Source organism: Bacillus bruguierae, from assembly GCF_037104725.1.
GTDB lineage: Bacteria > Bacillota > Bacilli > Bacillales > Bacillaceae_G > Bacillus_A > Bacillus_A bruguierae.
In genome coordinates, this window is sequence record NZ_JBAWSX010000008.1 from 156,837 (window position 1) to 183,395 (window position 26,559).

Consider the following 26,559-nt stretch of genomic DNA (forward strand, 5'->3'; position numbering starts at 1 on the left):
AACGCTATACAGAAATTAAAAGGGTGGATAGTTCTATCTACTATAAAAGTAAGATAAGAGATTGTATTAAAGCTGTCGTCTGAGTTGATAAATGTTTCGTTAGTTTTTCGCGCTGTGAATCTGTTAACCCATCTAATAACGGTTTTAATTCTACTAATTCCGTCTCCAAACGGTGGATACGCTCTGTTACATCATTTACTTGTTCCGAAACGTCTTTATTAACACCGAGCAGCTTTTTTTTCTCCTCGATCCTATCCTTAATTTCAGAAAGCGGTATATGCATTTCTTTACATCTCTCAATAAAACGTAATGTTTCAATTGCTGTTTCGTCGTAGTAGCGATAATTAGATTGAGATCGCTCCGCTTTCAAAATACCTAGATTCGTATAATAATCAATCGTTCGTTTCGAAACATGAGCCATGTGAGCCAACTGTCCGATTCGGTACACCTTCCCAACGACCTTCCCTCCCCATATATGTTACAAACATCATACAATACATAAACTGTACAGTCAAACGTTATGGTTGGGAATAATAGTTTATAAAAATATTAAGACTCATTTTCTTCTGTACAAAAGAAGAAGCTAATAATCTACATACAGTAAAAAAGTTTCTTTTTCATACTACATTTTATTTGATAAAAATTCTGTTGTTTTTATTACTTTCGCAAACATATTATTTAAGGCACTCATGAATGCCACATGAACATGTTTAGCCTGAATCGTTTTATTATTAAATACAAGATCTTTTGTCGTGCAAGCGTCTTCAATTACTGTGCATTCAAACTCTAAATCGCTGGCAGCTCTAACTGTTGTATCAATACACATATGTGTCATCATTCCACATATCACCAAGTGTTCAATCCCCTCTCGCTGAAGTAACTGTAATAAATTAGTTTTTCGAAAACTATTGGGATAATTTTTTTGTACAACATATTCATTTTTACGAGGCGCTACATGAGGATGAATTTTTACACCTTCTGTATTCGGAAGAAAAAAAGTAGCCCCTTCTTTTACTGAAATATGTTGCACATGAAATACAGGTAGGTTCGCTTTTCTAAAGAAATCTAATACCTTTTTTGTATTTTCTACTGCTTTTAATGGTTCATGTAATTCACATCTTCCAGCTGGAAAGTAATCATTTTGAATATCAATCAATACAAGTCCCGTTTTCATTTTTAGCCCTCCAATATTTTGAAAATTAAGTTATAATCTAATTATAGAGCTTTATCAAGTTAGCTGTAACACTCCCATGAAAGACTTTGATGTCATATGATTTCACCACGAAAGGGTTTGAAGCCATGATTGATTCAACAGATTTGCAAATTCTTGATTTACTAAAGAACAATTCACGAATGCAGTGGAAAGATATTGGGAAAAGTGTTCATATGACAGGGCAAGCCGTTGGAAACCGTATTCGAAAAATGGAAGATGAAGGATTGATAAAAGGGTACACCATTTTAGTAGATCATCTGAAATTAGGCATACAGTACACCGCTTTTATTACTGTTTTTATGAAAACAAATGAGCACGCAAAATTTACATCATTTATTACAAAAGAGGACTCCATCGTAGAAGCACATAAAATTAGTGGTGAAGGATGTTATTTACTTAAAGTACAAATAGATTCTCAAGAAAACTTACATAATCTATTAAATGAGATTTTAATTTTCGGCAACTATCGGTTAAATTTATCAATTCACCAAGTAAAAGAAAACCCGTTATGAATGACAAATAAAGAAAACAAGGATGGTATAGATGCCATCCTTGTTTTTTCATAGCTTATTTGATTCGTTACATCTCATCTGGACTATAATAATCTAGCACATTATTGCCTATTCCTACTTCTGAAAAAATAACATGTGTAACTGTTTCAGCAAATTTTGAAACATCATCAATAAACGCTTCTATTTCTTGAAAGCTTCGAACAGAAATTTTCACTACATAACTAGCAGGCCCTGCTACGCGATAACAAAAAACAGCTCTTGGATAAGCTTTCATGTATGCTCTAAACCTTTCACACTGTCCATTTTTTGTTTTCACTTCTAATACAGCATGAATATGAAAACCTAACTTATCATAATTAATTTTTGTCGTATACCCTTCAATAATCCCCTCATCCTCTAACTTCCGAACTCTTTCAGCCACAGAAGGCGCAGACAAATTAACTTTTTTAGATAGTTCACGAATAGAAAAACGAGAATTTTGAGTTAAACATTGTAAGATTTGTGCGTCAATTACATCTACTTTCATTTGTAATATTCCTCTCATAAATTCGTTTTAAACACAAAGAAAAATCTTAAAATACATTATGTACAGAAAGGAAACTAATTCCATCCTATATTATCATATAATTATAAAATTTATTTCCCTATGTAAGGAGGAAACCCCATGGCACTAGAAATGAAAAAAAATTGTCAAACTTGTAATACTGCCCTTCAAGGAGATTCAGAAGCATACATATGTGTACATGAATGTACCTTTTGCTCACCTTGTACAGAAAGCACAAATCACGTCTGTCCAAATTGTGGTGGTGAATTAGTCCGAAGACCGAAAAAGAAATAACGGTTGTACGCAACAAAAGCGCAAAAATCTATAAGATTTTGCGCTTTTGTTCTTTCAAAACTTGATTTATATATCCATTTTAATTTTTCGACATATAAGTCGCTGCTATGAAGAATACAACATGACCGCTACTTGCTTGCTCCTTTTGTTTTAACCTTGCCTGTGGCAGAAAAAGGCCCTGACCGCTTCTATGCACGGCCAGATGCTCTCGTACACCTAAAAAGAAAGAGGAGTTTTATGTCGATTTTTTAATTTATATTTATATAGATCATTTAAAAGTTTTTTATTTATGTAATAACTTTCCTTCAAGCGCCTCAATATACCTTTTCGCTGATTTTTGAACAGCTTCATTTGCTTTTTCTTTTACAATTCCATGAAATGCATTATACAATCGATTAAACTTCAATTCTTTTACTTTCTCAGCCATTTCTTTCACTTTCCATGCCGGTAATGGAATGAGATTCGGATAACTGTACATAAAGCTTACCCATCTTGAATCAGCGACAACTTGAATAATATCTCCAGTTAATAGAACTCCTCTTCCTTCATCCCCATTTTTCCAATGTAAAACAGAACCACCGCTAAAATGTCCACCTAGACGGTATAATGTTACACTCTCTGAAATTTCCATAGATTCTCCAGACCAAAATACAATCCGATTACTTGGACGTATTACCCATTCTTTATCATCTTCATGAATGTATATAGGAACATCAAATCGTTCTGCCCATTCTACTTGTGTAGAATAATAATGTGGATGCGATAAAGCAATCGCATGAATTCCTCCTAACTCATTTATTTTCGCCACTGTCTCCTCATCAATATATGTAATACAATCCCATAACACATTACACTTATCTGTTTGAACTAAATACGCATTTTGACCAATCGCAAACTTCGGTTTTGTTGTGATGCTATATAAATTTTCTTCTTCTTTTACAATCTCATTCTTATATGTTTTACTTTGCTGTAGACTGTCTAACGTTGTCCATGATTGTCCCATTGGATTTACATATTGACGTTCTTCATTACAAATTACACAGTTTACAGGTGGTTCATCGTAAAGCGGATATTGTACACCGCATGTGCTACAAACATAATGCTTCATCTTTATTTCACTTCCCCTTCTACAAACATTCGTTCTTTTTACAGAATATCACAAAACAAACTTTCAAACCAACGTTTTTTGATAATTTTAAAACGATAGAATATTTTAATTATTATTTTGTTTGTTATATAAAAATAATAATCATCATAAAATATCATGTGATACACTACAGAAAGAAAGCGCTTAATAAACGAAGTTGATTAAATTTTCTATATAATAAAAATGATAGAGAAAATAAATTTACGAAAAATTCATTTTTGTCTTGCATAATAATTTATTTTTGTTATTATCGTAGTAATTCGACAAAAAGTGACTTTGTATCATAATTGTTGTACAAAAGATTCAAAATATTTAAATTTGGAGGTTTTTTCGTGTCAAAAAATGTGCAGACATCACATATTTTTGTGATTGGGCTTATGCTCTTTGCCCTTTTCTTTGGAGCAGGTAATTTAATTTTCCCTGCTATGTTAGGACAAACAGCAGGAAGTAACGTATGGGTTGCTACCGCTGGATTTTTAATTACAGGAGTTGGCGTACCACTACTTGGTGTAATAGCATTCGGTGTTTCTGGTAGTGATGACTTACAAGCAATGGCAAGTCGCGTACATCCATTGTTTGCGAGTGTATATACATTTATTCTGTATTTAGCAATTGGCCCTCTTTTCGCTTTACCAAGAGCAGGAAGCGTGTCATTTGAAATAGGTGTAAAACCATTCGTAGGAGAAAATAGTGGTCATTTACCTTTAATTATTTTCACTATTGTGTTTTTCGGAATTACTTGTCTACTCTCTTTAAATCCTACAAAGATTGTTGATGTTGTCGGAAAGTTTTTAACTCCGATTAAATTATCATTTATCGGTATTTTAGTTGTTACAGCTGTTATAAAGCCAATCGGTGACATTGAAGCACCAACACAAGAATTTGTTACAAATTCCTTCTTCAAAGGCTTTCAGCAAGGCTATTTAACAATGGACACTCTCGCAGCATTCGTATTTGGTATTATCATTATTAATGCGATTAAAGCAAAAGGTGTAAGTGACAAAAAAGTGGTTATCAATGTTTGTATAAAAGCATCGCTTATTGCCGCAATCGTATTAATTTCTGTTTACACTGCACTTGCATTTATGGGCGCTTCTAGTGTTTCTAAATTAGGACATTTAGAAAATGGCGGAGAAGTTTTATCAAAAGTAGCAAATTACTACTTCGGTTCTTTAGGAAATTTATTATTAGGAATGATGATCACTGTAGCTTGTTTAACGACAAGCGTTGGGCTTACTACAGCGTGTTCATCCTATTTCCATAAAGTATTTCCACAAATATCATACAAAACATTTGCTGTTATTTTAGCTATTTTCAGTGCTGTCATTGCAAACCTTGGCTTAACAGAGCTGATTACCATATCTGTACCTGTATTAACAGCGATTTATCCTTTAGCGATTGTGCTAATCTTCTTAACGTTTTTACACCGAGTGTTTAAAGGAAGATCAGAAGTATATCAAGTAAGCTTACTGTTCACTTTTATTGTAAGTCTCTTCGATGGACTAAATACGGCGAATCTAAAAGTTGAAGCAATCAATTCTTTATTCTCTCACCTATTACCTTTATATGATGCTGGATTAGGATGGATTATGCCAGCGCTTATTGGAGCGGTATTAGGCTATGGAATTAGTTTATTACGAGCGAAGAATACTTCTGATGTAGATACTTCTCATGATCTTGCACATAAAAAAACATCCTAAACTTGTTAATTTTATTTAGATTCAAGAAATTTGAATCAATCTTTGTTTTAATAAGAATAAATATATAATGTTACACATTATATAAGAATAAAAGAAGAGGATAGATACAAGCAGAATAATTCTGTATGTTCTATCCTTTTTTTGTACCACAAATGACCTCATTAATAATAGAAAAATCTATCTTCATTACGACAATCCTTATAATAACTGTTAAGTGACAAAAAAGTCGTTTAAAAAATAATAAAGTTGTTAAATAAATGCGGGTCATTCTATTCAATAATCGGGCCAGATTGTTGAATAAGAATATGGTTTATAGCGCAGCAGGATGTTTTATAATAATGTAGAATGTTCTCCAGAATAAGCTCTGTAAGGTGATTAGCGAAATGACAATATTACATATATTTACATTCGCAATTAAATTTTTCAATAAGTTTAATATTTTACTGCAGAATGCTTATCTTGAATTTTCGAGAAAGGAATGCTTACATATGTCTAAAATGGTTAATATGCTTTCTATATTATGGCTCCTCAATACGAGAAAACAAATGACTGCTAAGGAGTTGGCTGAGGAATTAGAAATCAGTATCCGTACGGTGTACCGCTATATTGATGCTCTGTGTGCAAGTGGAGTACCAATCATTTCAGATGCAGGACATAATGGTGGGTACAGTTTACTGAATGAGTTTACAAAGGCACCTTTGTTTTTTAACCCGGATGAGCAGAAAGCGCTTATTCATGCTGCAAAATTTGCGATAGATGCAGGGTATCCCTTTAGTGAAGCATTGGATGAAGCAATTTCTAAGTTGAAAAGGTATACAAACGAGGAACAATTGAAACATATCAATCGTCATTTAAGAGGGTTTGAAGTCATCCATCCTACTGTCGAACCGTCTTTGAAATCTACTCTTCAAGATTTAGAAATTTCTGTTGCCGAAAGTTATAGGTTATTTATTATTTATCATAAAGGAAAGGAAACCGAGCCACAATCACGCCATATTGATCCTTATGGTCTTATTTATTGGAAAGGTAAGTGGTACACAGTCGCTTATTGCCATCTGCGTAAAGAAATTCGAAGTTTTCGAATTGATCGTATTCAATCATTATCCAGAACAGATAAAAAATTTGACCGACCTTTGGGATTTTCAGCACGTTCTTTCTTTCTAAAAGACCTTTTGCCTGATTCAAATCAACTTGAAAAACTCATTTCCGTCCGAATCCAAGGCAAGGCACATGCGCTTGATGATTTATGTCAGCATTGGTTATTTAGCCATGCTTTAATAGAACGATCAAACAATCAAGCCCTTTTTAAGGTTGATAAAGAGTCTATCCATACCTTTGTCCCTTACTTCCTTCTCCCCTATGGTAAATCTATTACCATTCTGGAGCCAACTTTATTACAAGAAAAATTGGTAACTATCAGCTTTGAATTATTCAATCATTATCAAAATACTTCACTTCACTGACCGTATTTGTCAGTGAAGTTTTTTTATGATGTACATGTACAGAATTAAATTTTTAGGAGGCATAAAAATCATGAAGGATTTGAAGTACGAATTTTATATTGCAGGTACACCAAAGGAAGTTTGGAAGGCATTGATCTCTCCTGAGGGTACAAAACAAATTTATTATGGAACCGTCATCAGATCTACATTTCAAGTGGGTGATCTCTTGGAGTATGTCGGTTCTGGAGTAGATGGAGATGAAACGGTGCATGTATACGGAAACGTATTGGAATATGAACCGAATCAGTTACTTCGATTTACTCACTATACCGGAAAGTCGTATATGAAAGATGATCATGCATTTGAGTCAAGAATTTCTTATCTTCTAGAGCCTATTGGCTCATGCACGAAATTGACACTCATTCATGACCAGTGGAAAGAAGGTGACCCCCATTATGAGAACAGCAACAAGGCCTGGTGGATGATTTTAAATAATACAAAGACTTTGGTAGAAACGGGAAGTACTCTAGACTTTGGTGAAGGTTCATAGGTCCGTCACAAATGATTTAACAGAAAGGGAGTAGTGGAGCATAACTCCTTAACTAATTTTTATTTTAAGGTTTATGTTTTTTTAGTCTAGCTCACTGATTGTAAAGTAAACAACTTAAATGTGACTTAAAAAACTTAACTGTGCTCTGGAATTTTTCTAAATAACTGATCTCTTTGAGAGAAGATATATATTTGTTCAACAACCGGGCGCGATTTTGGAAGATCGAAAATTCTATTTATTATTGTTTATTTGTGAATCTTGTTAATGACAATGGCACTTGGACGAGTAAAACATTAAAGGTTATTGAAAATCAAGGTGTTATTGTGATGAAGGCGAAGCATAGTTCTAAAGGTGTTCGCCATAGGAGTGAAATGTTATTAAACAAGTTAATTTAAAAGAACACATTTTCATAATATTAGCGTTTCTTCCACAATCGGGCCATAATTTGGAAGAGTCAAGGCTTCCAGATAGGCTAGGGGCTCTCTAATCTAGGAGTTAAAGCCACTCCCCCTATTAAGAAGGCAAACAACACCTTTTAAAAAGTTTGTCTTATACTTGTCGTCCCTAAACAAGGTGCTTGTATATTTATATAGGATTAATTAATAAAGGGATTAGGATTTAAAGTTCATTCTCTTTTTATTGAGTACATTCCGGTTTAAGTTGTAATTATTCAGTAAAGGACACGCCATAAATAAAAGGTAGCGTATGATTCCCAGTTTTTCCATGGAAACGATATTTCTAAGATTTCAGCTTTCGTAGGCTTTCGGTCCATATTACGTAATATTTTTATCGAATTAATAAGACCCACATCATCGATTGGAAAAGCTGTCTGGAACCTGAGGCAGCGCATTAGAACATAATTGGCTGTCCAAGGACCGATGCCTCGTATTTTAATTAAGTTTTTTTCAGCATCTTTAAAGTTCATTTTCATTAATTTCTCCTTCGATAATTCTTCACTTGCCATTAACCTGGCAATTCCAATGATATATTCACTTTTTTTTACCGTCATTTTAATATCTGCTAGGTCAGTAGGTGTTAACAGTGCAATTCGTTCGTACGGTGGGAACACCCAATACTTTTTACCATTCCATTCGATGGAATCGCCAAATCCTTCTACAAATTGCTTCTTTAAGGAGTACGCAAACGCTAAGTTAATTTGTTGCCCTAAAACTCCCCAACATAAAGCTTCAAATAAGTCGGGAATGCCGACGACTCGCAAACCATAGAATTTTCGGGCAGGCATTTTAAGTAATGGATCTGCTTTTGCCATTTCATAAAATGGGGTTAAATCGTTATCAAGATCAAACCATTCACGAATATATTTTACAATCTCTTCCCGTTGCCACTCTTCAATAGGCCTAGAATCATTTAAGAACTGAATAATCATTTGTTTATTATCGATTACTCTTACCTGTACCAAGGACCGAATTCCCCCAATGGCTATGACTCTTGTAATGATACCGTTCTCGATTTCATACATGCATTCATTTTTTCCCCTTGTTAGATAGCCTAGGTTAGCATTCATGTCAAACTCTTCAGGTAATGTAATAATAATATCATCATTGACTTCATGCCATTTCACTTTTTCATCCCCCTCATCTTAATACTATCTCCTATAATATTCACAAAATAATTAGAAGGAAAACTCACACTGATTGAAGTTTTACTTTATCACATAATAATCTTGATTAATTTCGTTATCTTGCTATTACATTCTAAATACCTTACTTTTTCCTATTTATGAGGTTATAGTGTTAGTTATCAAGAATGCTAAATAGGAAGGGATAAAAATGGTTCAAGATATAAAAACACGTGTTAAAAGCTTAAATTGGGATTCAATTCAAAATGAATTAGATGAGCAAGGATTCGCAAAGCTTCCAGCAATATTAACAAAAGATGAATGTGACTTCTTCATAGAACTTTATAGTAAAGAAGGATCATACAGAACGACAATCAATATGACGAGATATCGCTTTGGGAATGGGGAGTACAAATACTTTTCCTATCCATTACCCGAAATCATCCAAAGTTTAAGAGAATCCTTTTATCCAGAGTTGGCTAAAACAGCAAATCGATGGTTGAGTTATTTAAAGAAACCAGAACAGTTTCCAGATCATCTTCAAGATTTTTTGAAAACATGTGAAGAATATGAACAAACTAGACCAACACCCTTAATTTTAAAGTATGAAAAAGGCGGGTTTAATTGCTTGCACCAAGATTTATATGGAGACGTATTTTTCCCGTTTCAAGTAGTGTTTGTATTAAATCAACGAGATAAAGACTTTTGCGGTGGAGAATCCCTATTAGTGGAACAAATTCCTCGTGCTCAGAGCAGGGGGCATGTGATTACTTTGGAACAAGGTGGTGCGCTGATCTTTCCTACTAACCATAGACCTGCTCTAGGTAAAAAAGGATATTACAAAAATACGGTTCGTCACGGAGTAAGTACGGTTACTTCTGGAGAACGATACGGTCTTGGAATCATTTTTCATGATTCCAAGTAAATATTAAATTTCAATATCTTGCTATTTCATTCCTAGAATTGTACATTCTGAATTTATAGGGAGTATATTGTAAGGAGAGGTGAGATAAATGCCTGATAGCATTAATAATGAATTACAAGAGAGCCATGATCATAGAATTTTGAATGACGTGGACATGATGACAAATGAAAAGTGGCAAGCAATTATAGACAATGATGCTTCGTACAATAATCAATTTTTCTATGCTGTAAAGACCACAGGGATCTTCTGTAAACCGTCATGCAAATCTCGCGTTCCGAAAAAAGAAAATGTACGTATTTTTCCAAACGCAGAACAAGCTCTCCGTGCAAATTTTCGCCCTTGTAAACGTTGTAAGCCTACTAATGTGAGATTGCCTGATAATGAATGGATGACACTTATCACAGAATACATTGATAAAAATTTTACAGAAAAATTAACTCTAGAAACGCTATCAGGTATTGCTCACGGGAGTCCCTATCATTTGCATCGAACGTTTAAAAAGATTAAAGGCATCACACCAGTTGAGTATATACAACAGGTTAGATTAAACGCGGCTAAAGAGTATTTGATTCAGACAAATAAAGCGATTGCGGATATCGCCATATGTGTGGGTATGGCTAACACGCCCTATTTTATTACCTTATTTAAAAAGAAAACCGGACAGACACCAGCACAATTTCGTCAAATGAGCAAAATGGAGGAAATGTAAAATGGAAACAAAGAATACACCAACCGTTTATTGGTCTTTACTAAAGTTTAAGGATTGGAAATTTTATATTGCCTCAACCTCTAAGGGTCTATGCTATGTAGGTTCACAGAGCAAACCATTCGAAGAATTGTGCGAATGGGCTAAGAAACACTTTCCAAAAAGTCCTCTTATTGAAGATGGTGAAAAGCTTGAACCCTATGCGGTTGAAATCACCCAGTATCTAGAAAGAAAAAGGAAAACCTTTACTGTTCCATTTGATTATAATGGGACAGCATTCCAGCTTGCAGTCTGGAACGCACTTTGTGAGATTCCATACGGACAGACGAAGTCCTATTCTGACATTGCAGATTATATAAATAAACCAGCAGCTGTTCGTGCTGTAGGGGCAGCCATCGGAGCTAATCCAGTATTAATCACCGTACCGTGTCATCGTGTAGTAGGAAAGAATGGATCATTAACTGGCTATCGTGGCGGATTAGAAATGAAGACACTGCTTTTGGATCTGGAAAGACAAGCTTCTTCCAGCAATGAGTGATTATTGCCGTACAATGAAGGGAAAGGAGGTTACGTCATGAAAAGTGAATTGTTCTATAAAAACCCGAAAACCATTCTTAATAAAGGTACAGGCTTTCTTTCTGGATATACTCATTCACTAAATCCTTATACAGGCTGTTCATTTGGGTGTTCATATTGTTATGTACGCCAAATGCCTGTATCCCTTTTTCGAGAAGGGGAATGGGGAAATTGGGTCGATGTTAAAAATGGAGCTGCGAATTTACTAAGCAAGGAGCTTCATCGTGCCAAAGCCAAAGGGAATGTAACCATTTTTATGTCATCAAGCACAGACCCGTATCAACCAGTAGAGGATAAGGAAAAAGTAACGCAATCTCTACTAAAGGTCATGGTAGAAGATCCCCCTGACTTCTTATTAGTACAGACGAGGAGCCCGCTTGTAAGTCGAGATATCGATTTGCTGCAGCATTTAAAAGATAGAGTCCGGGTAAGTATGACAATTGAAACGGATTCGGAAACGATACGTAAACATTTTACTCCAGAGGCACCTCCTATTCAGGCACGCTTTAAGACATTGGAAAAATTAGTGGATGCGGGAATACCGACCCAAGTGGCGATAGCACCCATATTACCGAGTGGGGAATATTTTCCTGAGAAATTGAAGTCCTTCGTCGATCGGATATGTATTGATGACTACTTTATGGGCGATGGCAGTGGAGGAAAACGGACGAGAAAGCTTGGAATTGAAAAAAAATACGCCCAACTTGGTTTAGAAGAATGGTATGGACCGCAAGTTATTAAAAAAGTATATAACAGATTTATAGAAACCTTTCCGAAAAATCAGGTTTATGTGAGCCAGACAGGGTTCGAACCGTAAAAAATAGGAAGTAATTGCATGTATAAAGATAATGAGAAAAGTGCTGAAAATAGAAAAAAGACATTCACCCTGTTGGGTGCCGATATGCATCCATATCAAAGTGATACACCGGGTATTTTTGGTGGGTATCGACCGAGTAAATTATATGGAAGATTAGATTGTCCCTCAGCGCTTAGAGCTATAGCAAAAGGTGGATACGTTAAACATCGCGTGTTTTTTGCCGATGAACAGACGGCTATATCAGCAGGTTTTAGGCCATGTGCAGTTTGCATGCCTGAAAAATATGCACGATGGAAAAAAAAGAAAAGATAAGAGGCGCTGTATTTCTTTTCTCTACTTCACTATCCGCTTGTTCAATCGACTCCCCTCCACCTTTTTTGCTTTTCGATTTTGTTTGTATCCGTTTTGCCTTCTCCCAAGGAGGTACCTCTTCTTTCTTCGTAGGAGTTTCAGGAACCTCCCATCTATCTGTATCTTATTTCAATAATTCTTTCAATATAGTTTGCGTATATAGCGCACCGCTTACTATAAACACAGCAAGTAATAAACAAATACTAACTAAAAGCATCTGAAATACAAAACGCTTTCGTTTATATATCATACTCATGTAGGATCAATAACAATAAAAACTATTGATTATCCCCCGCTACTTTATTTCACCACTTGCAGCCATCCCCCATGTTTTTCAGGTGGATTCCCTATAATAATCGGAATTGCTCCAGCCTCTTGCTGGCGGAAACCTGTTTGATAAAAAAAGGAAGAAGATAACGGAACATCTCGATCTGTTAAGGACGATAATAATTGTAATGTTTTGTGCAATTGTTTTCGGTATTTACCAGCCGTTATATGGACAATTCCGTTTTCACACATACTATTCACCCATAGTTCAAATGAACAATCTTGCGCTATTAGTTCCCGGCAAACGCCCGCTGTTACTTCGATTAAATACTCTATATCAGTACGCAGTGTATAACCCGTTGAACCTAATACATTTAAATAGACCGCATACCGATCACCTTGCGTATATTCATACTTTTTTGCACTTAATACACCTGTTTTGGCAGTCGCTCCCCAATGAATGGCACGAAATGACTCCTGTTCGTATGCCTTTACTCCAATGATTTTCGTTTCATCATAAAGAGGCGAAACAGCTGCAGTGCGAAATCCGTGCTTCCAGCTGTTTGTTTCCGGAATATTTACTTTGACAATGCGAGGATATATACGAAAGCACGGCATATTCTCTTTCCTTATTGGGATGTGAATGGTAATAAGATGAAATGGATCAGACAAAATGATTTCGGCTTCTTGCCAGCTATGCAGTCCTCTTTGCTGCGCTGATACATGTAAATCTATGTCTAATGTTTCCTGTTTTTTCAGCTGCAAAAGAATACGATAAGAATGAACCGCTTGTTCTAATTCTCCTTCTGACCATTCCCATTTCATCTGTTCATCTGAGCGAAACCGAAAGGCAACTTCAAAAATCGGCAATTTTGTTGGATTTACAATACGTACACGACAATGCCCGGTCTCATCAATAAAGAGACGTTCATGTTGTTGTGTTATTTCACAATATATTTGTGAAGCTTTCTGAACATACCAATGAGAAAAACTAACCATAAGCAAATAGAAAAAAGCAAGTACAAACAGAAAGAAATGTTGTACAAAGAGCCACATTAGTATTGTAATAAAGACGACGACCCCTGCAACATACGTTTCTACAAACGGACGTTTCATTATTAATTTCTCTTTCATACATTCTCCACTGGAACAGCTACTTGCTCCAAAATCTCTTTCATTACATATGCTTTCGTCGTTTTCATATCTCCTTCAATACTAAGAGTTAATCGGTGAGCACAAACCGGCTCTGCTAGCGTATAAAAATCATCAGGTGTACAAAATTCTCTTCCCTTTAATAGCGCACGGGCTTGTGCTGCTTTCATAAAAGCTAATGAACCACGCGGGCTCACCCCGATTTCAACGAGTTCATGCTGACGTGTCTTTTGCACAATATCCAATAAATAATCTTCCACTTCTTCATGAATTTCCACCTGCTTTGCTTTTTCTTGTAGAGAAAGAATATCCGCAAGAGACACAACACTTTGTAAGCTGCGCAGTGGGTCTTGCTGGCGGAAACGCCGTAACATCTCCTTTTCGTGCACTCGACTTGGGTATCCTTGCCTGATCGTTAATAAAAAGCGATCTAACTGCGCATCCGGAAGCGGAAAAGTACCGGCAGACTCTAGCGGATTTTGCGTAGCAAGTACAATAAACGGCTGCGGCAATACATGCGTCTCCCCAGCAATCGTAACGGTACGCTCCTCCATTACTTCTAATAAAGCAGACTGTGTACGCGGAACGGCACGATTAATTTCATCGACTAACACGATATTAGCGAAAATCGGCCCCATCCTCGTTTTAAAATCAGATTCTTTCATATCGAAATACTCTAAACCTACTACATCTCCTGGTAATGTATCTGATGTAAACTGTACACGCTGAAATTTTCCATCTATACTTTTTGCAAGACTTTTCGCTAATGACGTCTTCCCCGTTCCTGGAACATCTTCTAATAAAACATGTCCATTTGCTACTAATGCGATCATCGCTAAATCAATAACCTCTTCTTTTCCTACAATCACTTGCGAGACATTTTCTCTGATTCTTTCTAAAATTGACATGCCCTCTTCACCCTTTCTCTTCCTATAATAAATTTTCTGTTTTTTCTGATATTTATTTGTAGTATAGCAAAATTCATGTACTAACTGCTTATTTTTTTGAGATTTTTTGTAAAATAAGTTTTCTTCTTACATATACTGAATTATAAAAAATACAATTCATTCCAAAAAAAACATTTGCAAAAGTAATTTGAATACTGTATATTATGAATCAACATACTAATGCTATAAAAAAGCAACGAAAAGGACACGAGATATTCTTTACGGTTTTACAGAGAAGGAAGAATTGCTGAGATCTTCCTAAACGCAGGAGAATACACTTACCACCTTGGAGCTGTATTGGGGAAACATAGTATCCAATACCGTAGACGCTACGTTACAGTGCATGGAGCCATCGACGCTTTTTTAAGTGCGATGGGAATCTGGGTGGAACCACGGGTTTTAACGCACTCGTCCCTATTTTAGGGATGAGTGCGTTTTTTATTTTCTTAATTCCATATAACAATTAGCTATGAAAAGGACACGAGATATTCTTACGGTTTTACAGAGAAGGAAGAATTGCTGAGATCTTCCTAAACGCAGGAGAATACACTTACCACCTTGGAGCTGTATTGGGGAAACATAGTATCCAATACCGTAGACGCTACGTTACAGTGCATGGAGCCATCGACGCTTTTTTAAGTGTGATGGGAATCTGGGTGGAACCACGGGTTTTAACGCACTCGTCCCTGTTTTAGGGATGAGTGCGTTTTTTATTTTTCTCAATTCTATATATCAATTGGCAATGAAAAGGACACGAGATATTCTTTACGGTTTTACAGAGAAGGAAGAATTGCTGAGATCTTCCTAACGCAGGAGAATATACTTACCACCTTGGAGCTGTATTGGGGAAACATAGTATCCAATGCCGTAGACGCTACGTTACAGCGAATGGAGCCATCAACGCTTTTTTAAGTACGATGGGAATCTGGGTGGAACCACGGGTTTTAACGCACTCGTCCCTGTTTTAGGGATGAGTGCGTTTTTTTATATTATGAAATGGAGTGATAATGATGAGTAACAAAATGATTCAAATTCGTTTTCCAAATGGTCGTGAACAGGAGTATATGAAAGGAACTACATTAGAGGCAATTGCAGAATCAATTAGCCCTGGGTTAAAAAAGAAAGCTATTGCCGGAAAAGTGAATCAGCAACTATTTGATTTACGCAGAAGCATACAAGAAGATGCAGAAATTGAGATTTTAACTTTAGAATCAAAAGAAAGCTTAGACGTAATGCGACATACAGCAGCCCACATATTAGCACAAGCTGTTAAAAGAATACACGGTCACGTTAACTTAGGCGTTGGTCCTGTTATCGAAAATGGATTTTATTATGATATGGATCTTCCAAATAGTATTGCAGTTGAAGAGTTAGTTCATATTGAACAAGAAATGCAAAAAATCATTGATGAAAATTTAGAAATTCAACGAATCGAAGTAAGCCGCGATGAAGCAAAACAAATATTTGAAGAACTCGGTGACCATTTAAAATTAGAGCTATTACAAGATGTCCCTGCTGATCAAAACATAACTCTTTACAAACAAGGTGAATTTTTAGACTTATGCCGCGGACCACATTTACCATCTACTGGTTTTATGAAAGCTTTTAAATTAACAAATGTTTCAGGAGCATATTGGCGCGGTGACAGTAATAACCAAGTCCTTCAAAGAATATATGGGGTTGCCTTCCCTTCTAAAAAGGAACTAGATGAGTATGTAATCTTTTTAGAAGAAGCCGCAAAACGCAATCATCGTAAATTAGGCAATGAATTAGAATTATTTATGTTCTCTGAAGAAGCGCCAGGAATGCCATTTTATTTACCAAAAGGACAAATTATCCGAAACGAAATGGAAGCTTTTTTACGAGGGATTCAGCAAAAGCGTAATTATCAAGAAGTTCGTACTCCTTTAATGATGAATCAAAAACTATGGGAAAACTCCGGTCATTGGAACCATTATAAAGAGAATATGTATTTCACAGAAGTTGATCATGGAAAATTTGCTTTAAAACCAATGAACTGCCCTGGTCACATGTTAATGTTTAGAAATAAGCTGCACTCTTATCGTGATTTACCAGTTCGAATGGCTGAATTTGGGCAAGTCCATCGTCATGAATTTAGCGGCGCTCTTAATGGACTTCTTAGAGTTCGTACATTCTGTCAAGATGATGCCCATATTTTTGTAACACCTGAACAAATTGAAGATGAAATAAAAGGAGTAATTGATTTAATCGATTATGTATATCGTACATTTGGTTTTGAATATGAAGTTGAGCTCTCTACAAGACCAGAAAATTCAATGGGAGATGACGAGTTATGGAACAAGGCGGAAGGTGCCCTGCAAAATGTACTAGAAGAGCTCAATTTCCGCTATAAAATCAATGAAGGTGACGGAGCGTTTTACGGTCCGAAAATTGACTTCCATATTAAAGACGCTTTAAATAGAAGTCATCAATGCGCAACTGTACAGCTCGATTTCCAAATGCCGGAGAAATTTAACTTAAGCTATATTAATGAAAAAAATGAAAAACAACGTCCTGTTGTTATTCACCGTGCTGTATTCGGTTCACTTGACCGTTTCTTCGGAATCTTAATCGAACATTTTGCCGGAGCATTCCCAACATGGTTAGCTCCCGTTCAAGCGAAAATCATTCCTGTATCTGCCGAAGTACATGAACAATACGCAAAAGAAATAGAAGCAAAGTTAAAAGATGCTGGTGTACGAGTAGAACTTGATCTTCGCAATGAAAAACTTGGTTATAAAATGCGAGAAGCGCAAGTTCAAAAAATCCCATATGTCCTTGTCGTTGGCGATCAAGAAGCCGAGCGTAACGAAGTAAACATTCGAAAATACGGAGAACAACAATCTAAAGCTGTACGATTTGACGAATTCTTTGCAAATATTCAGCAGGAAATTCAAAATAGAAGTTTATAATACAAAAAGAAACCGCAAGAAGGCCAAGAGATATAATTTGAACCTTTTTGCGGTTTCTTCTATTCCTTCTTTCGGCTTAATCGGATTGGATGCTTCTCCTTTTGCTAAGATTGTTTCATATTTTTGATGCTCCTTATTCCACTAAAGCACCTGTTAGTTCAAGAAGATTAATTGTTATTTTTATAGTAGAAGATGGTAGCAGCTAATTCACCATTCTCAGATTTCGCATAGTTAGGAATCCGCCCAGCTTGAATATAACCTAATGAAGTATATAATTTATTGGAAGGGTCTCCTTCTCTTGTATCAAGAACTAATAATGACCTATCCTTCTGTTTTGCTATTTCTTCAGCCCTTTGCATAAGTAAACGACCAATACCATTACGTCGATAATTAGGGTGTGTCATTAATTTTGCGATTTCAGCTCTATGGCTTCCATTCTGCTTCGTCGATAATTGTAACTGTACACTTCCAACAATTTGATTGTTTAATTTAGCAACAAATAAAATCACTTCGGGGCTAAGAACGGTTTCCCAGTACTTCTCTGCATCTACTTTTCCTATTGGTGGTAAAAATCCAATCGAAGCCCCCTCTTCTACGACCTTTATTAAAAGTTCCGAAAGCTCATTAAGATGTTCTTCAATTAAAAATAATTGTTCAATTTTCACATCAATATCCAAGACAATCACCTCTATGTTAAATTAGCAGTTAAATAAAGTGAAACTTCCATCAGTGGGGGTTTTTTCATCCCCCACTGATTATCAGCCCTCACCAATCGGGCTTTTACGGGCAGTTATCCCCCACCTATCTTCTTCGCTTCTCTCTCAATCTTGAGGTGGGGGGTCTTACTGCCCACGAATAGCGGGATAAAAATTAGGCGTATCTGTGTTGCCTATCTAATTTCATAAAATAACCATTCGGATATGTGACCATTCTCCATTTAAACTAGAAACATTTCACACAACTATCCTGCACCTTTAGTGAAATAACAGAGTGTAGTTAATTTTAGTACATCTTTTTTATAAACGGTTAAACTTTTTTTCAAAACAGTACAACTTTGTTTTAATTCAATAAAAACATAATTTGAGCTTCCTTGCGCTTTCTTTTATTTGCACCATTTATTTTAACTATTAATATATGTAACCACTTCATTTATATAACAATCTAAAGGTTGTCCAGAATCAACAACCAAATAATGAGAATCAGATGGTTTTTTGCTATTTTCAATCCATTCCTTAAATAATTCTTCCGATTCTACATGCTGTATTTGACTAATCATTCGCTTCCGATTTTGTAATCGATTATCAATTTCCTGCATATCATTCAAATAACATTCCACATATTTGTATTTTGCATCATGTTTCTTAGCCACAGCTGTCCCCTTTTCCACCATTTCTACATACAAACAAGGACTATCAAGTATCACATCATGCCCTTGTGACAGATGAAAATCTATTAGCGCCCACTCAATATCATACGAAATTTTACCAGCAAGCCTTGTATCAATATCATCTACCCCAAAAGATTCTAGCAGTGCCGTTTTCACAATATCATGATCTATTATAATAGCACCTGTCATTTTTGCTATTTCCCTAGACAAAGTTGACTTACCCGAACCCGGAAAACCTGACATTTGAAGAAAAAACATAAACATTCACCTTCCATATACTTTATCGTTCAATACTAATATCTTGGCGTTAATATTAATTGGATTTCTTTTGATTATCTCTATAAAAGTGAATAAGAACATTTCCTATACTACAGATTCCAATTGCAAAAACCATATAAGTTGAAATGACATCCCCATCTAGATTTAATTCATCTATAATATAGCCCATTTTATTAAGCATAGAATAAATATTAATAATTATGAGTTAGCAATCAAAACATATTTTCTAATCATCATGAATAGCAACTTCTAAAAATAATCTTTCATCAATTCCTTCATCCATATTGGAGAACGAGTATCTTCTCTTGAATCAAATTCTGATATATACGGCTTAATATCCAGAACTGGCGTCTTATTATTCGCATCTAATCCTTTTACAATCATTACATTATCTTCAATTGATACAATCTCAACAGTAGAAATCCCAATAGGATTCGGACGATACTTTGTTCTTTGTGCAAAACAACCCTTTGCATCTAAAGATTCTATCCCTCTCGGTTTTCTAATCCAGGACTGCGTTTTTTCCTTAAATTGATCCATATAAAAAATAACGATCGCATGTGAATATTCTTCTAATCCAACTAGTCCATCTTTATATTCTGGATGAATTATGATTGTTGAAACAACCTCTCCCCACCGTTCATATACCTTTTCATCAATAATTGATGCTACTTCACCTATAGGAGACATATTTATTAAATTCAATTTTTGTTCCTTCTTTCTTTACATGGTGTACACTTATCGGCAGTAAATAAAATATCTTCCTCATTTGTTTACAACCCCAAAAGTAACTTTCATACTTGGAGCATAGTTTAAAGAGGAATTTATGTTGAATACCTCAGAAAATCGTAGTTCTGCTTTATACTGTTCATATGCTTCATTACATGTAGCCCCTCGATTTATTAAGCGTTCAATAAATTCTTCTCTTTCAGCGGGAGCTATACCTAGTCCTTCTTCTTTGAGAGAATCATATAATCTCTGCTTATCTGTTTGGTTTGCGTTTGAGTCAAGAAAATTAACTTTATCGCTAACTCGACAATCAATATTTTTTACACCTAATTTACTTAAGTATGTCGGTAATTTAATCCCGATGTTTCCATCTTTTCCATTTCGTTTTACATCTTCTTCAAACAGTTTCTGAAGAAAACCAAGCTGCATAATTTCTGATTGATCGTATTCACTAAGATGATACGAAGACATATTGGAGATCCAGTGTGGTTCAAAACATATGATATTCCCTTCATTAATGACCGAATGAATCATTTTCTGCAACATTTTTATTGGATCAGTCATATGCAGTAAAAAAGCATGGCAAACTGCTATATCATATTTACTCTCTAATTCAATTTCAGTAACATCAGCCACTATGAATTCAGCTTCATAGGGAAGTGTTTCAAACAATTTTTTGGCATCATTAATCAATTTCTGTCCTTTATCAATACCTGTATATCTTGAACCTTTTGGTAACAGTGGTAATAATTTAAGTCCTAAATAACCATACCCACAACCATAGTCAACGATATGTACAGGCTTAGAAATCTTCCAAACTGAATTCACTAAAAATCCTAAATAGTCATCGTTATAATATAAATCTCTTGTATTTTTTAAATAATCTAACTTATCATCCCAATAATAATCTTCCAATATAAGGAGCTCCTTTCTCTACATTTAGTTAGTATTTTCAGTTTGCACAAATTTCGTTAACAAAAATGAAATTAAATATCTTTATCTTCTTTTTCAAATAAACGTTTCATATCGTTTCTAAAAAATTTCAGTTCATTTTTCGTTTTAATTAGTTCATATAAGATAAAACATAATGCTAACAATATTAAGATTTCACTCATATTAGTCACATCTCTTTCATATTGTGGCTTTATATTTTAAAAAAGAGGGCTGTACTAATTGTAAATACAAGAGTAAATATTCACATAATTTTCTCCAATTGTAACTTAGTACAAGCTGTTGTTTTATCCCGTTATTTGTAGGCAGCAGTAAGACCCTCATCTCAAAATTCAAAGGGAAACGAGGAAGATAGTTGGGGGATGACTGCCTACCATAAGATTAATCTTCTTTACGTTAGAATGTGATTAAATTAGTAATTTAGTTATTGCCTAACAATATATCCTGTATTTCTATAACATCTGATACGATTGCACTCGGAATATGTGCGGTAGCTTTGGAGAGGCCCTTTGTATTAACCCAAATGGCGTCCATCCCAACTTCTATTGGTCCAACTACGTCATGAGTCCAAGAATCACCAATAAAAAGAGTCTCCCCTGGCTTTTTACCAAATCGTTCTAATGCCATTAAATAGATTTCTGGATCTGGCTTTCTGTAACCTAATTGTTCCGCATGAAGTATTGTGTCGTTGCCGAATACTTCAGACAGTCCCATTTGGAAAATTTTTAATCGCGGATCATATAATCCATTGCTGACTATTCCAAGGTTATAATGTTTTTTCAACTCATTTAATAAACTTGTAATTGAATTATTTATACCAATGCAAGACATACTAGTTTTAAGAAACAGTTCATCAATCTCATCAATAACTTCTACATCAGGTAACACATGAAAATGAGCAAAAGCATGCTGCCACCTAGCTCTTCTAAATTCAACTGGGGTTAGTTCCCGGTTCTTAAAACGCTCCAATAAAGACGTAGGAATATGCAACTTTTTTTCAAGGAATATAGATGCATCAAGGTTTTTTGTTATAGGATGCATTTCAAGAGTCTTAATTAGCCCGGCATGAAACCAAGTGGAATCAAGAAGTGTATCGTCCAAATCGAATAAGAGTAAACTATACTTATTCAATCTTCTCCCCCCTTATATCAGGTTATTCCCTACAGTGATAATATTCCAATTCAGGAAAAATCTCTTATAACCCCCTTCTATTATACTACACATACTAATCTCAAAAGCATAAAAAAGCACCTCCAAATAAAGGAGGTTTCGACAGTTTCAAAAAAATTTATAAAAATTTATAAAAGGCGATGAAAACTATCACATACATCCCTTTTTTTGTTATATTTTATAATAAAAAGGGAGTTGTTTTTATGGGAAACGCGGAGGAAAAAAAGTAAGTAAAGAGATTGAAAATGTATGAACGAAAGGCGGATAATAGATGAAAACAACACGTTCTTGTAAAATCAAAACCATTACAATAGAACAAAGGGAACAACTTCTAGATTTGATTCGTACATTTGAAAGTGCCAAACGTTATAGTTTTAATCGTTTAACAGAAGGACATCACGATAAAGAATTGATCAAGAAATTACAACACGTGTACTCCTTAAATAAACGGTATTGTGAAGATGCAGTTTTTTACAAGCACAAACCATTATTTCCTCTCAAAAAGAGCTCCTTCCTGTTTATGTAGAAAACACTCAAAAAAAGTTAGAACAAACCATACAAAAAATAGAAGAATATGAAAGTGGTAGAAAAAGGCCCAAAAAGGTACCATTAGACGCTTGTTTAAACGGTTTACGAAAGCGAAAACAAAAATTAGAACAAAAAATTACGATGTATGAAACGCATATTGCAAACGGTACATTACCGCCTGTTATTTTTGGTGGTCGAAAAGCCTTTTATGAACGCATGAAACAAAACATTTCCAATCAAGAATGGAAAGATTTACGGACACGGCAATTGTATTCAAGAGGTGATAAAAGTAAAAAAGGAAATTTAAATATGCGGATCACAATTGATGATAACGGCCAAGGTTGGTTAGAAATTGCCAATCCGTTAGGTTTGACTTCAGGAAAAAGAACAAGTCCTCGTATTGTAGTACCGATTACAATTCCATATCGTTATTACAAGGAAATCACAGATGTTGCCATGGGTACACAAACAGGTGTGAATCCAAAAGGAAAACCAATGATTGACCATCAAACATATAGTGTAGAATTACTTCGTAAAAAAGATGAATTCTATGTAAACATTACATTTGAGGAAACGGAAACAGGTCGTATGTTAGACTTCAAAGAAGTCCCAATATCTGATGTGATTGCAGGGATCGATGTCAATCCTGATCGTATAGCCGTCAGTTTATGCACGAAGCAAGGAAATTTCAAAGGATCAAAAATCTTTTATTTACACAATCTAGATACGTTTTCTACGGATAAACGAGCTACTGTAATCGGGCAAATGACACAACAAATCAAAGATTGGTTGTTTTCTCAACATGTTGGCGGCATTGTCCTAGAAGATTTACATTTTCAACAATCTCATGATACAGACAAATACAGTAATCGCAAATTTCATCAGTTTACTTACAAGAAGATGTTAAGTAGTTTAATCAGAATGGGGCTTCGCAATGGATTTTCCGTCAAAACGGTGAACCCTGCTTATACAAGCGTGATTGGAAAACTAAAATATAGTAAAAAGTATGGGATTAGCGTTCATGAAGCGGCTGCGTTTACGATTGCACGTCGTGGACTCAGACTACAAGAAAAACTACCAAAAGAAATGATTTCTTTGTTACAAAACCAGATCTCAATGAAACTTCGTATTCTTATTGCTTCATTGGAAGAAAGCAATAAGAATACAAAAAAGGTATATAAGAAATGGTTACAAACCATCGCAACATGGAAAGACCATCACAACTGGAAATTATGGAGTATCCTCCATAAAACAGTGTATATGAGTAATCAACAAATTTTATTTCAAATCAAGAAGGGAGGGAACCTGGTTTAAAACTTATATCCCTTTGCGTATAGTTGACTCGGATGAATGATTATGCGCAAAACAAGACCGTTCCTAACAGGAACCTGCCATTATTCTTTCACAGTAGGTGAATGAGAAGGTGATAGCCTTGCGGACAGGAAAAAGGTGAGATCCCTTTTCGGTAGTTGGTTTTTGTCTTGGTTCTCCAACGTTTTGATAGATTTTTATAAGTTTTTTAAACCAGGTGTTTACTTAACAAATACGCGGGAACATGGTGCCCGATAATCGAGTCAGCATTCGTTTAGAGCCAATGGGCGTTTCCAAAAGTAACTGTCCTTTTCCTTTGCTGGTAATGCTGCCGATGATGGTAGCATCTTTTCCTTCGGGGCAGGATTTTAAAATATCGATTACTTTTTCTTTCTGACTGTCCGCAACGATAAAAATGGCTTTCCCTTCATTTGCAAGATAAAGAGGATCGAATCCTAGAATGTCACAGGCACCATGTACCTCTTGTTTAATCGGCAGCGACCGTTCATTAATTGTCATCGTAATTTGAAAATCTTCGGCAATTTCTACAAGTGTTGTAGCAAGACCACCTCTCGTTGGATCCCGCATAATGCGAACAGTCCCGCATTGCTGAAGTACGCTGTCAATCATGCCGTTTAGTGAAGCACAATCACTTAAGGTAGGAGCTGTTATCCCTAAATCTCCTCTTGCTGTTAGGACTGCAATGCCGTGATCACCAATCGTTCCTGAGATAATAATAGCATCGCCTTCTTCAAAGGCAAGGCTGCAACCTTTATTGTGTTCATACACGCCAATCCCAGTGGTGTTAATATACACCCCGTCAGCACTTCCCTTTTCAACTACCTTCGTGTCACCAGCAACAATCGTAACACCCGTTTTTTTCGCTTCATTCGCCATATCGATTACGATTTTCTTTAAATCAGCAATCGGAAAACCTTCTTCAATGACAAAACCGCACGTAAGATAAAGCGGCTTTGCACCACTCACAGCTAAATCATTGATCGTACCAGCAACGGCTAATTTTCCGATTGAACCACCTGGAAAGAAAATCGGCTTAATGACGAAGGAATCGGTTGTGACAGCAACGTTTCCTGTTGGAATATGCAAGGATGCCGCATCAAATAATGCTGCATCCTTCTTACCAAATGCAGCTACAAATACATCACGAATGAGACGATGCGTTAATTCTCCTCCATCTCCGTGCGCCAAGTTGATGAACGTTTCCATTACAAACTCTCCCTCATATATTGATAATAGGCCCCGCAGCTACCTTCTGCCGATACCATGCATGGACCGATTGGGTTTAACGGCTGACATGCTTTTCCAAACAAATGGCATTCACTCGGTGAAATCAAACCTCTTATGACTTCCCCGCAACGGCATTTTGTTTTCCGTGGTTCTCCTACTTCCACCTTAAACCGCTTTTTTGCATTATACAAATCATATTCTTTCTTTAAATCTAATCCGCTATTTGAAATAACGCCGATGCCACGCCATGCTTCATCACAAATTGTTAAATAGGTTTCCATCCATTGCTTAGCAACTTTATTTCCGCTTTCGCTTACAACCGATGAATAATTATTTTCAATAGCAGTCTTTTCTTGCAATACTAAATCAATGAGCTTATAAATGGTAGAAAGCAATTCAGCTGTTTCAAATCCTGTGATAACACCGGACATATTATACTCTTCAACTAAATAGTTATACGATGATTCCCCTAACACAATAGACACATGTCCTGGAAGGATAAAACCATCGAGTTTTACATCCCCTGCTTCTAGTAAATAGCGAAGGACGGGCTCTACCAATTTCGTTGTCATCCAAATAGAAAAATTTGTAATCCCTCTCTTCTTTGCTTCTCCAACCATTAGTGTAAGAATCGGAATGGTTGTTTCAAACCCAACACCTAAAAAGATGACTTCTTTATCTGGATTTTCTTCAGCGATTGTAACCGTATCGATCGGAGAATAGACAACCCGAATATCACTGCCAGCAATTTTTTTATCTAGCAGAGTTTTGTTCGACCCAGGTACGCGCATCATATCACCAAACGTGCAAATAATGCGGTTATCTTCATCGCTAAGCGCAATCATTGCATCAATAGACTTTTGATCCGTTACGCAGACCGGACATCCTGGACCAGATATTAAATTTACATCAGCCTTTAGGCATTGCTTTACTCCCGTTTTAGCAAGCGCCATCGTATGAGAACCGCATACTTCCATGAAAGCCGGCTTCCGTCCAAACTTCTTTTGAAATTCCTTCGCTTTTTCAAGAACTGCTTCCACAAGCGGCATACATATACCTGGATCATTCGACTGTTTCAGAATTTCGAGCATCGACCAACTTCCTCCATTCCAACACGCTATCTTTTGCATATTGTTCATCGACAATACTCATCGCTTGACCTGCATGAACAATTACAAATTCCCCTTCTTCTACTTCTGGAACAAAAATAATTCCAACGGTCGTTTGTGATCCCATCACATCAACTACCGCCGTATATTCCATTTTTTTCACAACCTTCGCCGGTACTCCTACACACATGA

28 protein-coding genes, 1 pseudogene and 3 other annotated features are annotated in these 26,559 nt (G+C 35.8%); of the genes and pseudogenes, 13 read left to right on the forward strand and 16 right to left on the reverse strand.

Translation table 11 applies throughout. The features are described from left to right. Positions 1 to 40 precede the first annotated feature (40 nt). Positions 41 to 421: a MerR family transcriptional regulator gene (locus tag WAZ07_RS14985; protein ID WP_244548040.1), complete on the reverse strand. Its 381-nt coding sequence runs from the start codon at positions 419 to 421 to the stop codon at positions 41 to 43. 201 nt (positions 422 to 622) lie between these two features. Continuing rightward, a complete protein-coding gene (locus WAZ07_RS14990; protein WP_336473109.1) occupies positions 623 to 1,174 on the reverse strand; it encodes a cysteine hydrolase family protein in 552 nt (183 codons plus the stop codon). A gap of 125 nt (positions 1,175 to 1,299) precedes the next feature. Between WAZ07_RS14990 and WAZ07_RS14995 the strand changes: the two genes are divergently transcribed. Next, positions 1,300 to 1,725, forward strand: coding sequence for an Lrp/AsnC family transcriptional regulator (locus WAZ07_RS14995; protein WP_336473110.1), 426 nt, complete (start codon positions 1,300 to 1,302; stop codon positions 1,723 to 1,725). A gap of 67 nt (positions 1,726 to 1,792) precedes the next feature. Here WAZ07_RS14995 and WAZ07_RS15000 read toward each other — a convergent pair whose 3' ends face one another. Next, the gene (locus WAZ07_RS15000; RefSeq protein ID WP_336473111.1) at positions 1,793 to 2,251 is read right to left on the reverse strand and encodes an Lrp/AsnC family transcriptional regulator; all 459 of its coding nucleotides are present in this window, start codon (positions 2,249 to 2,251) and stop codon (positions 1,793 to 1,795) included. Positions 2,252 to 2,389: 138 nt separating this feature from the next. Here WAZ07_RS15000 and WAZ07_RS15005 point away from each other — a divergent pair, with 138 nt between their 5' ends. Next, the gene (locus WAZ07_RS15005; RefSeq protein WP_336473112.1) at positions 2,390 to 2,563 is read left to right on the forward strand and encodes a DUF1272 domain-containing protein; all 174 of its coding nucleotides are present in this window, start codon (positions 2,390 to 2,392) and stop codon (positions 2,561 to 2,563) included. Positions 2,564 to 2,846: 283 nt separating this feature from the next. Here WAZ07_RS15005 and WAZ07_RS15010 read toward each other — a convergent pair whose 3' ends face one another. Continuing rightward, complete coding sequence (locus tag WAZ07_RS15010; protein ID WP_336473113.1) at positions 2,847 to 3,671, reverse strand: MBL fold metallo-hydrolase; 825 nt, start codon at positions 3,669 to 3,671, stop codon at positions 2,847 to 2,849. 371 nt (positions 3,672 to 4,042) lie between these two features. On the opposite strand from WAZ07_RS15010, the gene brnQ reads away from it, so the two are divergent. From brnQ to WAZ07_RS15030, 4 genes are all read left to right on the forward strand, one after another. After that, on the forward strand, positions 4,043 to 5,410 hold the full coding sequence (gene brnQ / locus WAZ07_RS15015) for a branched-chain amino acid transport system II carrier protein (protein WP_336473114.1): 1,368 nt from the start codon (positions 4,043 to 4,045) through the stop codon (positions 5,408 to 5,410). Positions 5,411 to 5,898: 488 nt separating this feature from the next. Continuing rightward, positions 5,899 to 6,873, forward strand: a complete 975-nt coding sequence (locus tag WAZ07_RS15020) for a helix-turn-helix transcriptional regulator (RefSeq protein ID WP_336473115.1) — start codon at positions 5,899 to 5,901, stop codon at positions 6,871 to 6,873. A 70-nt stretch (positions 6,874 to 6,943) separates the two neighbouring features. Further along, positions 6,944 to 7,402, forward strand: coding sequence for an SRPBCC domain-containing protein (locus WAZ07_RS15025; protein WP_336473116.1), 459 nt, complete (start codon positions 6,944 to 6,946; stop codon positions 7,400 to 7,402). A gap of 191 nt (positions 7,403 to 7,593) precedes the next feature. Next, positions 7,594 to 7,797, forward strand: coding sequence for a hypothetical protein (locus WAZ07_RS15030; RefSeq protein ID WP_336473117.1), 204 nt, complete (start codon positions 7,594 to 7,596; stop codon positions 7,795 to 7,797). A 275-nt stretch (positions 7,798 to 8,072) separates the two neighbouring features. On the opposite strand, the gene WAZ07_RS15035 is transcribed toward WAZ07_RS15030, so the two are convergent. Then, on the reverse strand, positions 8,073 to 8,984 hold the full coding sequence (locus tag WAZ07_RS15035; protein ID WP_336473118.1) for a DNA glycosylase: 912 nt from the start codon (positions 8,982 to 8,984) through the stop codon (positions 8,073 to 8,075). Between the two features lie 208 nt (positions 8,985 to 9,192). Here WAZ07_RS15035 and WAZ07_RS15040 point away from each other — a divergent pair, with 208 nt between their 5' ends. From WAZ07_RS15040 to WAZ07_RS15060, 5 genes are all read left to right on the forward strand, one after another. After that, positions 9,193 to 9,906 (forward strand): 2OG-Fe(II) oxygenase, encoded by a 714-nt coding sequence (locus tag WAZ07_RS15040; RefSeq protein WP_336473119.1) that lies wholly within the window; start codon positions 9,193 to 9,195, stop codon positions 9,904 to 9,906. 88 nt (positions 9,907 to 9,994) lie between these two features. Then, positions 9,995 to 10,615 (forward strand): bifunctional transcriptional activator/DNA repair enzyme AdaA, encoded by a 621-nt coding sequence (locus WAZ07_RS15045; RefSeq protein ID WP_336473120.1) that lies wholly within the window; start codon positions 9,995 to 9,997, stop codon positions 10,613 to 10,615. A 1-nt stretch (position 10,616) separates the two neighbouring features. Further along, positions 10,617 to 11,150 carry a methylated-DNA--[protein]-cysteine S-methyltransferase gene (adaB, locus tag WAZ07_RS15050; RefSeq protein ID WP_336473121.1) on the forward strand — a complete coding sequence of 178 codons (534 nt, stop codon included), beginning with the start codon at positions 10,617 to 10,619 and terminating at the stop codon, positions 11,148 to 11,150. A gap of 36 nt (positions 11,151 to 11,186) precedes the next feature. Next, positions 11,187 to 12,005 (forward strand): SPL family radical SAM protein, encoded by an 819-nt coding sequence (locus WAZ07_RS15055; protein WP_336473122.1) that lies wholly within the window; start codon positions 11,187 to 11,189, stop codon positions 12,003 to 12,005. Between the two features lie 18 nt (positions 12,006 to 12,023). After that, positions 12,024 to 12,317: an Ada metal-binding domain-containing protein gene (locus WAZ07_RS15060; protein WP_336473123.1), complete on the forward strand. Its 294-nt coding sequence runs from the start codon at positions 12,024 to 12,026 to the stop codon at positions 12,315 to 12,317. A gap of 339 nt (positions 12,318 to 12,656) precedes the next feature. On the opposite strand, the gene WAZ07_RS15065 is transcribed toward WAZ07_RS15060, so the two are convergent. Together WAZ07_RS15065 and WAZ07_RS15070 are read right to left on the reverse strand one after the other, a co-directional pair. After that, entirely contained in the window at positions 12,657 to 13,757 is a 1,101-nt protein-coding gene (locus WAZ07_RS15065; protein ID WP_336473124.1) for a DUF58 domain-containing protein, read from the reverse strand. Beyond that, positions 13,754 to 14,683 (reverse strand): AAA family ATPase, encoded by a 930-nt coding sequence (locus WAZ07_RS15070; protein ID WP_336473125.1) that lies wholly within the window; start codon positions 14,681 to 14,683, stop codon positions 13,754 to 13,756. The genes WAZ07_RS15065 and WAZ07_RS15070 overlap by 4 nt, the downstream gene beginning before the upstream one ends. Positions 14,684 to 14,909: 226 nt before the next feature. Then, positions 14,910 to 15,141, forward strand: a binding site (T-box leader). A 41-nt stretch (positions 15,142 to 15,182) separates the two neighbouring features. Continuing rightward, positions 15,183 to 15,413 (forward strand) — a binding site (T-box leader). Positions 15,414 to 15,455: 42 nt separating this feature from the next. Beyond that, positions 15,456 to 15,686 (forward strand) — a binding site (T-box leader). Positions 15,687 to 15,732: 46 nt separating this feature from the next. On the opposite strand from WAZ07_RS15070, the gene thrS reads away from it, so the two are divergent. Beyond that, positions 15,733 to 17,655: a threonine--tRNA ligase gene (gene thrS / locus WAZ07_RS15075; protein WP_336473176.1), complete on the forward strand. Its 1,923-nt coding sequence runs from the start codon at positions 15,733 to 15,735 to the stop codon at positions 17,653 to 17,655. A gap of 167 nt (positions 17,656 to 17,822) precedes the next feature. On the opposite strand, the gene WAZ07_RS15080 is transcribed toward thrS, so the two are convergent. From WAZ07_RS15080 to WAZ07_RS15105, 6 genes are all read right to left on the reverse strand, one after another. After that, positions 17,823 to 18,332, reverse strand: coding sequence for a GNAT family N-acetyltransferase (locus WAZ07_RS15080; RefSeq protein WP_336473126.1), 510 nt, complete (start codon positions 18,330 to 18,332; stop codon positions 17,823 to 17,825). A 443-nt stretch (positions 18,333 to 18,775) separates the two neighbouring features. Next, a complete protein-coding gene (locus tag WAZ07_RS15085) occupies positions 18,776 to 19,300 on the reverse strand; it encodes a P-loop nucleotide/nucleoside kinase family protein (RefSeq protein ID WP_336473127.1) in 525 nt (174 codons plus the stop codon). A 270-nt stretch (positions 19,301 to 19,570) separates the two neighbouring features. Beyond that, positions 19,571 to 20,026, reverse strand: coding sequence for a tRNA (N6-threonylcarbamoyladenosine(37)-N6)-methyltransferase TrmO (gene tsaA, locus WAZ07_RS15090; protein WP_336473128.1), 456 nt, complete (start codon positions 20,024 to 20,026; stop codon positions 19,571 to 19,573). 60 nt (positions 20,027 to 20,086) lie between these two features. After that, the gene (locus WAZ07_RS15095) at positions 20,087 to 20,965 is read right to left on the reverse strand and encodes a class I SAM-dependent methyltransferase (RefSeq protein ID WP_336473129.1); all 879 of its coding nucleotides are present in this window, start codon (positions 20,963 to 20,965) and stop codon (positions 20,087 to 20,089) included. Positions 20,966 to 21,036: 71 nt separating this feature from the next. Further along, complete coding sequence (locus tag WAZ07_RS15100; protein ID WP_336473130.1) at positions 21,037 to 21,165, reverse strand: hypothetical protein; 129 nt, start codon at positions 21,163 to 21,165, stop codon at positions 21,037 to 21,039. Positions 21,166 to 21,421: 256 nt separating this feature from the next. After that, positions 21,422 to 22,132, reverse strand: coding sequence for an HAD family hydrolase (locus tag WAZ07_RS15105; protein ID WP_336473131.1), 711 nt, complete (start codon positions 22,130 to 22,132; stop codon positions 21,422 to 21,424). Between the two features lie 310 nt (positions 22,133 to 22,442). Here WAZ07_RS15105 and WAZ07_RS15110 point away from each other — a divergent pair. Then, a pseudogene (locus WAZ07_RS15110) lies at positions 22,443 to 24,013 on the forward strand (IS200/IS605 family accessory protein TnpB-related protein). Positions 24,014 to 24,235: 222 nt separating this feature from the next. On the opposite strand, the gene hypE reads toward WAZ07_RS15110, so the two are convergent. From hypE to WAZ07_RS15125, 3 genes are read right to left on the reverse strand one after another with little or no spacing between them, the layout of a single operon-like run. Then, positions 24,236 to 25,237, reverse strand: a complete 1,002-nt coding sequence (gene hypE, locus WAZ07_RS15115) for a hydrogenase expression/formation protein HypE (RefSeq protein WP_336473132.1) — start codon at positions 25,235 to 25,237, stop codon at positions 24,236 to 24,238. Further along, positions 25,237 to 26,349, reverse strand: coding sequence for a hydrogenase formation protein HypD (hypD, locus tag WAZ07_RS15120; protein WP_336473133.1), 1,113 nt, complete (start codon positions 26,347 to 26,349; stop codon positions 25,237 to 25,239). Before hypD ends, hypE begins: the two co-directional genes overlap by 1 nt. Further along, a complete protein-coding gene (locus tag WAZ07_RS15125; RefSeq protein WP_035436559.1) occupies positions 26,321 to 26,557 on the reverse strand; it encodes a HypC/HybG/HupF family hydrogenase formation chaperone in 237 nt (78 codons plus the stop codon). Before WAZ07_RS15125 ends, hypD begins: the two co-directional genes overlap by 29 nt. Positions 26,558 to 26,559: the final 2 nt, after the last annotated feature.

What these genes read in the sequence shown, in the direction of transcription:
- WAZ07_RS14985 (WP_244548040.1), bottom strand. Translation starts at nt 421, where the DNA reads ATGGCTCATGTTTCGAAACGAACGATTGATTATTATACGAATCTAGGT.
- WAZ07_RS14990 (WP_336473109.1), bottom strand. Translation starts at nt 1,174, where the DNA reads ATGAAAACGGGACTTGTATTGATTGATATTCAAAATGATTACTTTCCA.
- WAZ07_RS14995 (WP_336473110.1), top strand. Translation starts at nt 1,300, where the DNA reads ATGATTGATTCAACAGATTTGCAAATTCTTGATTTACTAAAGAACAAT.
- WAZ07_RS15000 (WP_336473111.1), bottom strand. Translation starts at nt 2,251, where the DNA reads ATGAAAGTAGATGTAATTGACGCACAAATCTTACAATGTTTAACTCAA.
- WAZ07_RS15005 (WP_336473112.1), top strand. Translation starts at nt 2,390, where the DNA reads ATGGCACTAGAAATGAAAAAAAATTGTCAAACTTGTAATACTGCCCTT.
- WAZ07_RS15010 (WP_336473113.1), bottom strand. Translation starts at nt 3,671, where the DNA reads ATGAAGCATTATGTTTGTAGCACATGCGGTGTACAATATCCGCTTTAC.
- WAZ07_RS15020 (WP_336473115.1), top strand. Translation starts at nt 5,899, where the DNA reads ATGTCTAAAATGGTTAATATGCTTTCTATATTATGGCTCCTCAATACG.
- WAZ07_RS15025 (WP_336473116.1), top strand. Translation starts at nt 6,944, where the DNA reads ATGAAGGATTTGAAGTACGAATTTTATATTGCAGGTACACCAAAGGAA.
- WAZ07_RS15040 (WP_336473119.1), top strand. Translation starts at nt 9,193, where the DNA reads ATGGTTCAAGATATAAAAACACGTGTTAAAAGCTTAAATTGGGATTCA.
- WAZ07_RS15045 (WP_336473120.1), top strand. Translation starts at nt 9,995, where the DNA reads ATGCCTGATAGCATTAATAATGAATTACAAGAGAGCCATGATCATAGA.
- adaB (WP_336473121.1), top strand. Translation starts at nt 10,617, where the DNA reads ATGGAAACAAAGAATACACCAACCGTTTATTGGTCTTTACTAAAGTTT.
- WAZ07_RS15055 (WP_336473122.1), top strand. Translation starts at nt 11,187, where the DNA reads ATGAAAAGTGAATTGTTCTATAAAAACCCGAAAACCATTCTTAATAAA.
- WAZ07_RS15060 (WP_336473123.1), top strand. Translation starts at nt 12,024, where the DNA reads ATGTATAAAGATAATGAGAAAAGTGCTGAAAATAGAAAAAAGACATTC.
- WAZ07_RS15065 (WP_336473124.1), bottom strand. Translation starts at nt 13,757, where the DNA reads ATGAAAGAGAAATTAATAATGAAACGTCCGTTTGTAGAAACGTATGTT.
- WAZ07_RS15070 (WP_336473125.1), bottom strand. Translation starts at nt 14,683, where the DNA reads ATGTCAATTTTAGAAAGAATCAGAGAAAATGTCTCGCAAGTGATTGTA.
- thrS (WP_336473176.1), top strand. Translation starts at nt 15,733, where the DNA reads ATGAGTAACAAAATGATTCAAATTCGTTTTCCAAATGGTCGTGAACAG.
- WAZ07_RS15085 (WP_336473127.1), bottom strand. Translation starts at nt 19,300, where the DNA reads ATGTTTTTTCTTCAAATGTCAGGTTTTCCGGGTTCGGGTAAGTCAACT.
- WAZ07_RS15100 (WP_336473130.1), bottom strand. Translation starts at nt 21,165, where the DNA reads ATGAGTGAAATCTTAATATTGTTAGCATTATGTTTTATCTTATATGAA.
- hypE (WP_336473132.1), bottom strand. Translation starts at nt 25,237, where the DNA reads ATGGAAACGTTCATCAACTTGGCGCACGGAGATGGAGGAGAATTAACG.
- hypD (WP_336473133.1), bottom strand. Translation starts at nt 26,349, where the DNA reads ATGCTCGAAATTCTGAAACAGTCGAATGATCCAGGTATATGTATGCCG.
- WAZ07_RS15125 (WP_035436559.1), bottom strand. Translation starts at nt 26,557, where the DNA reads ATGTGTGTAGGAGTACCGGCGAAGGTTGTGAAAAAAATGGAATATACG.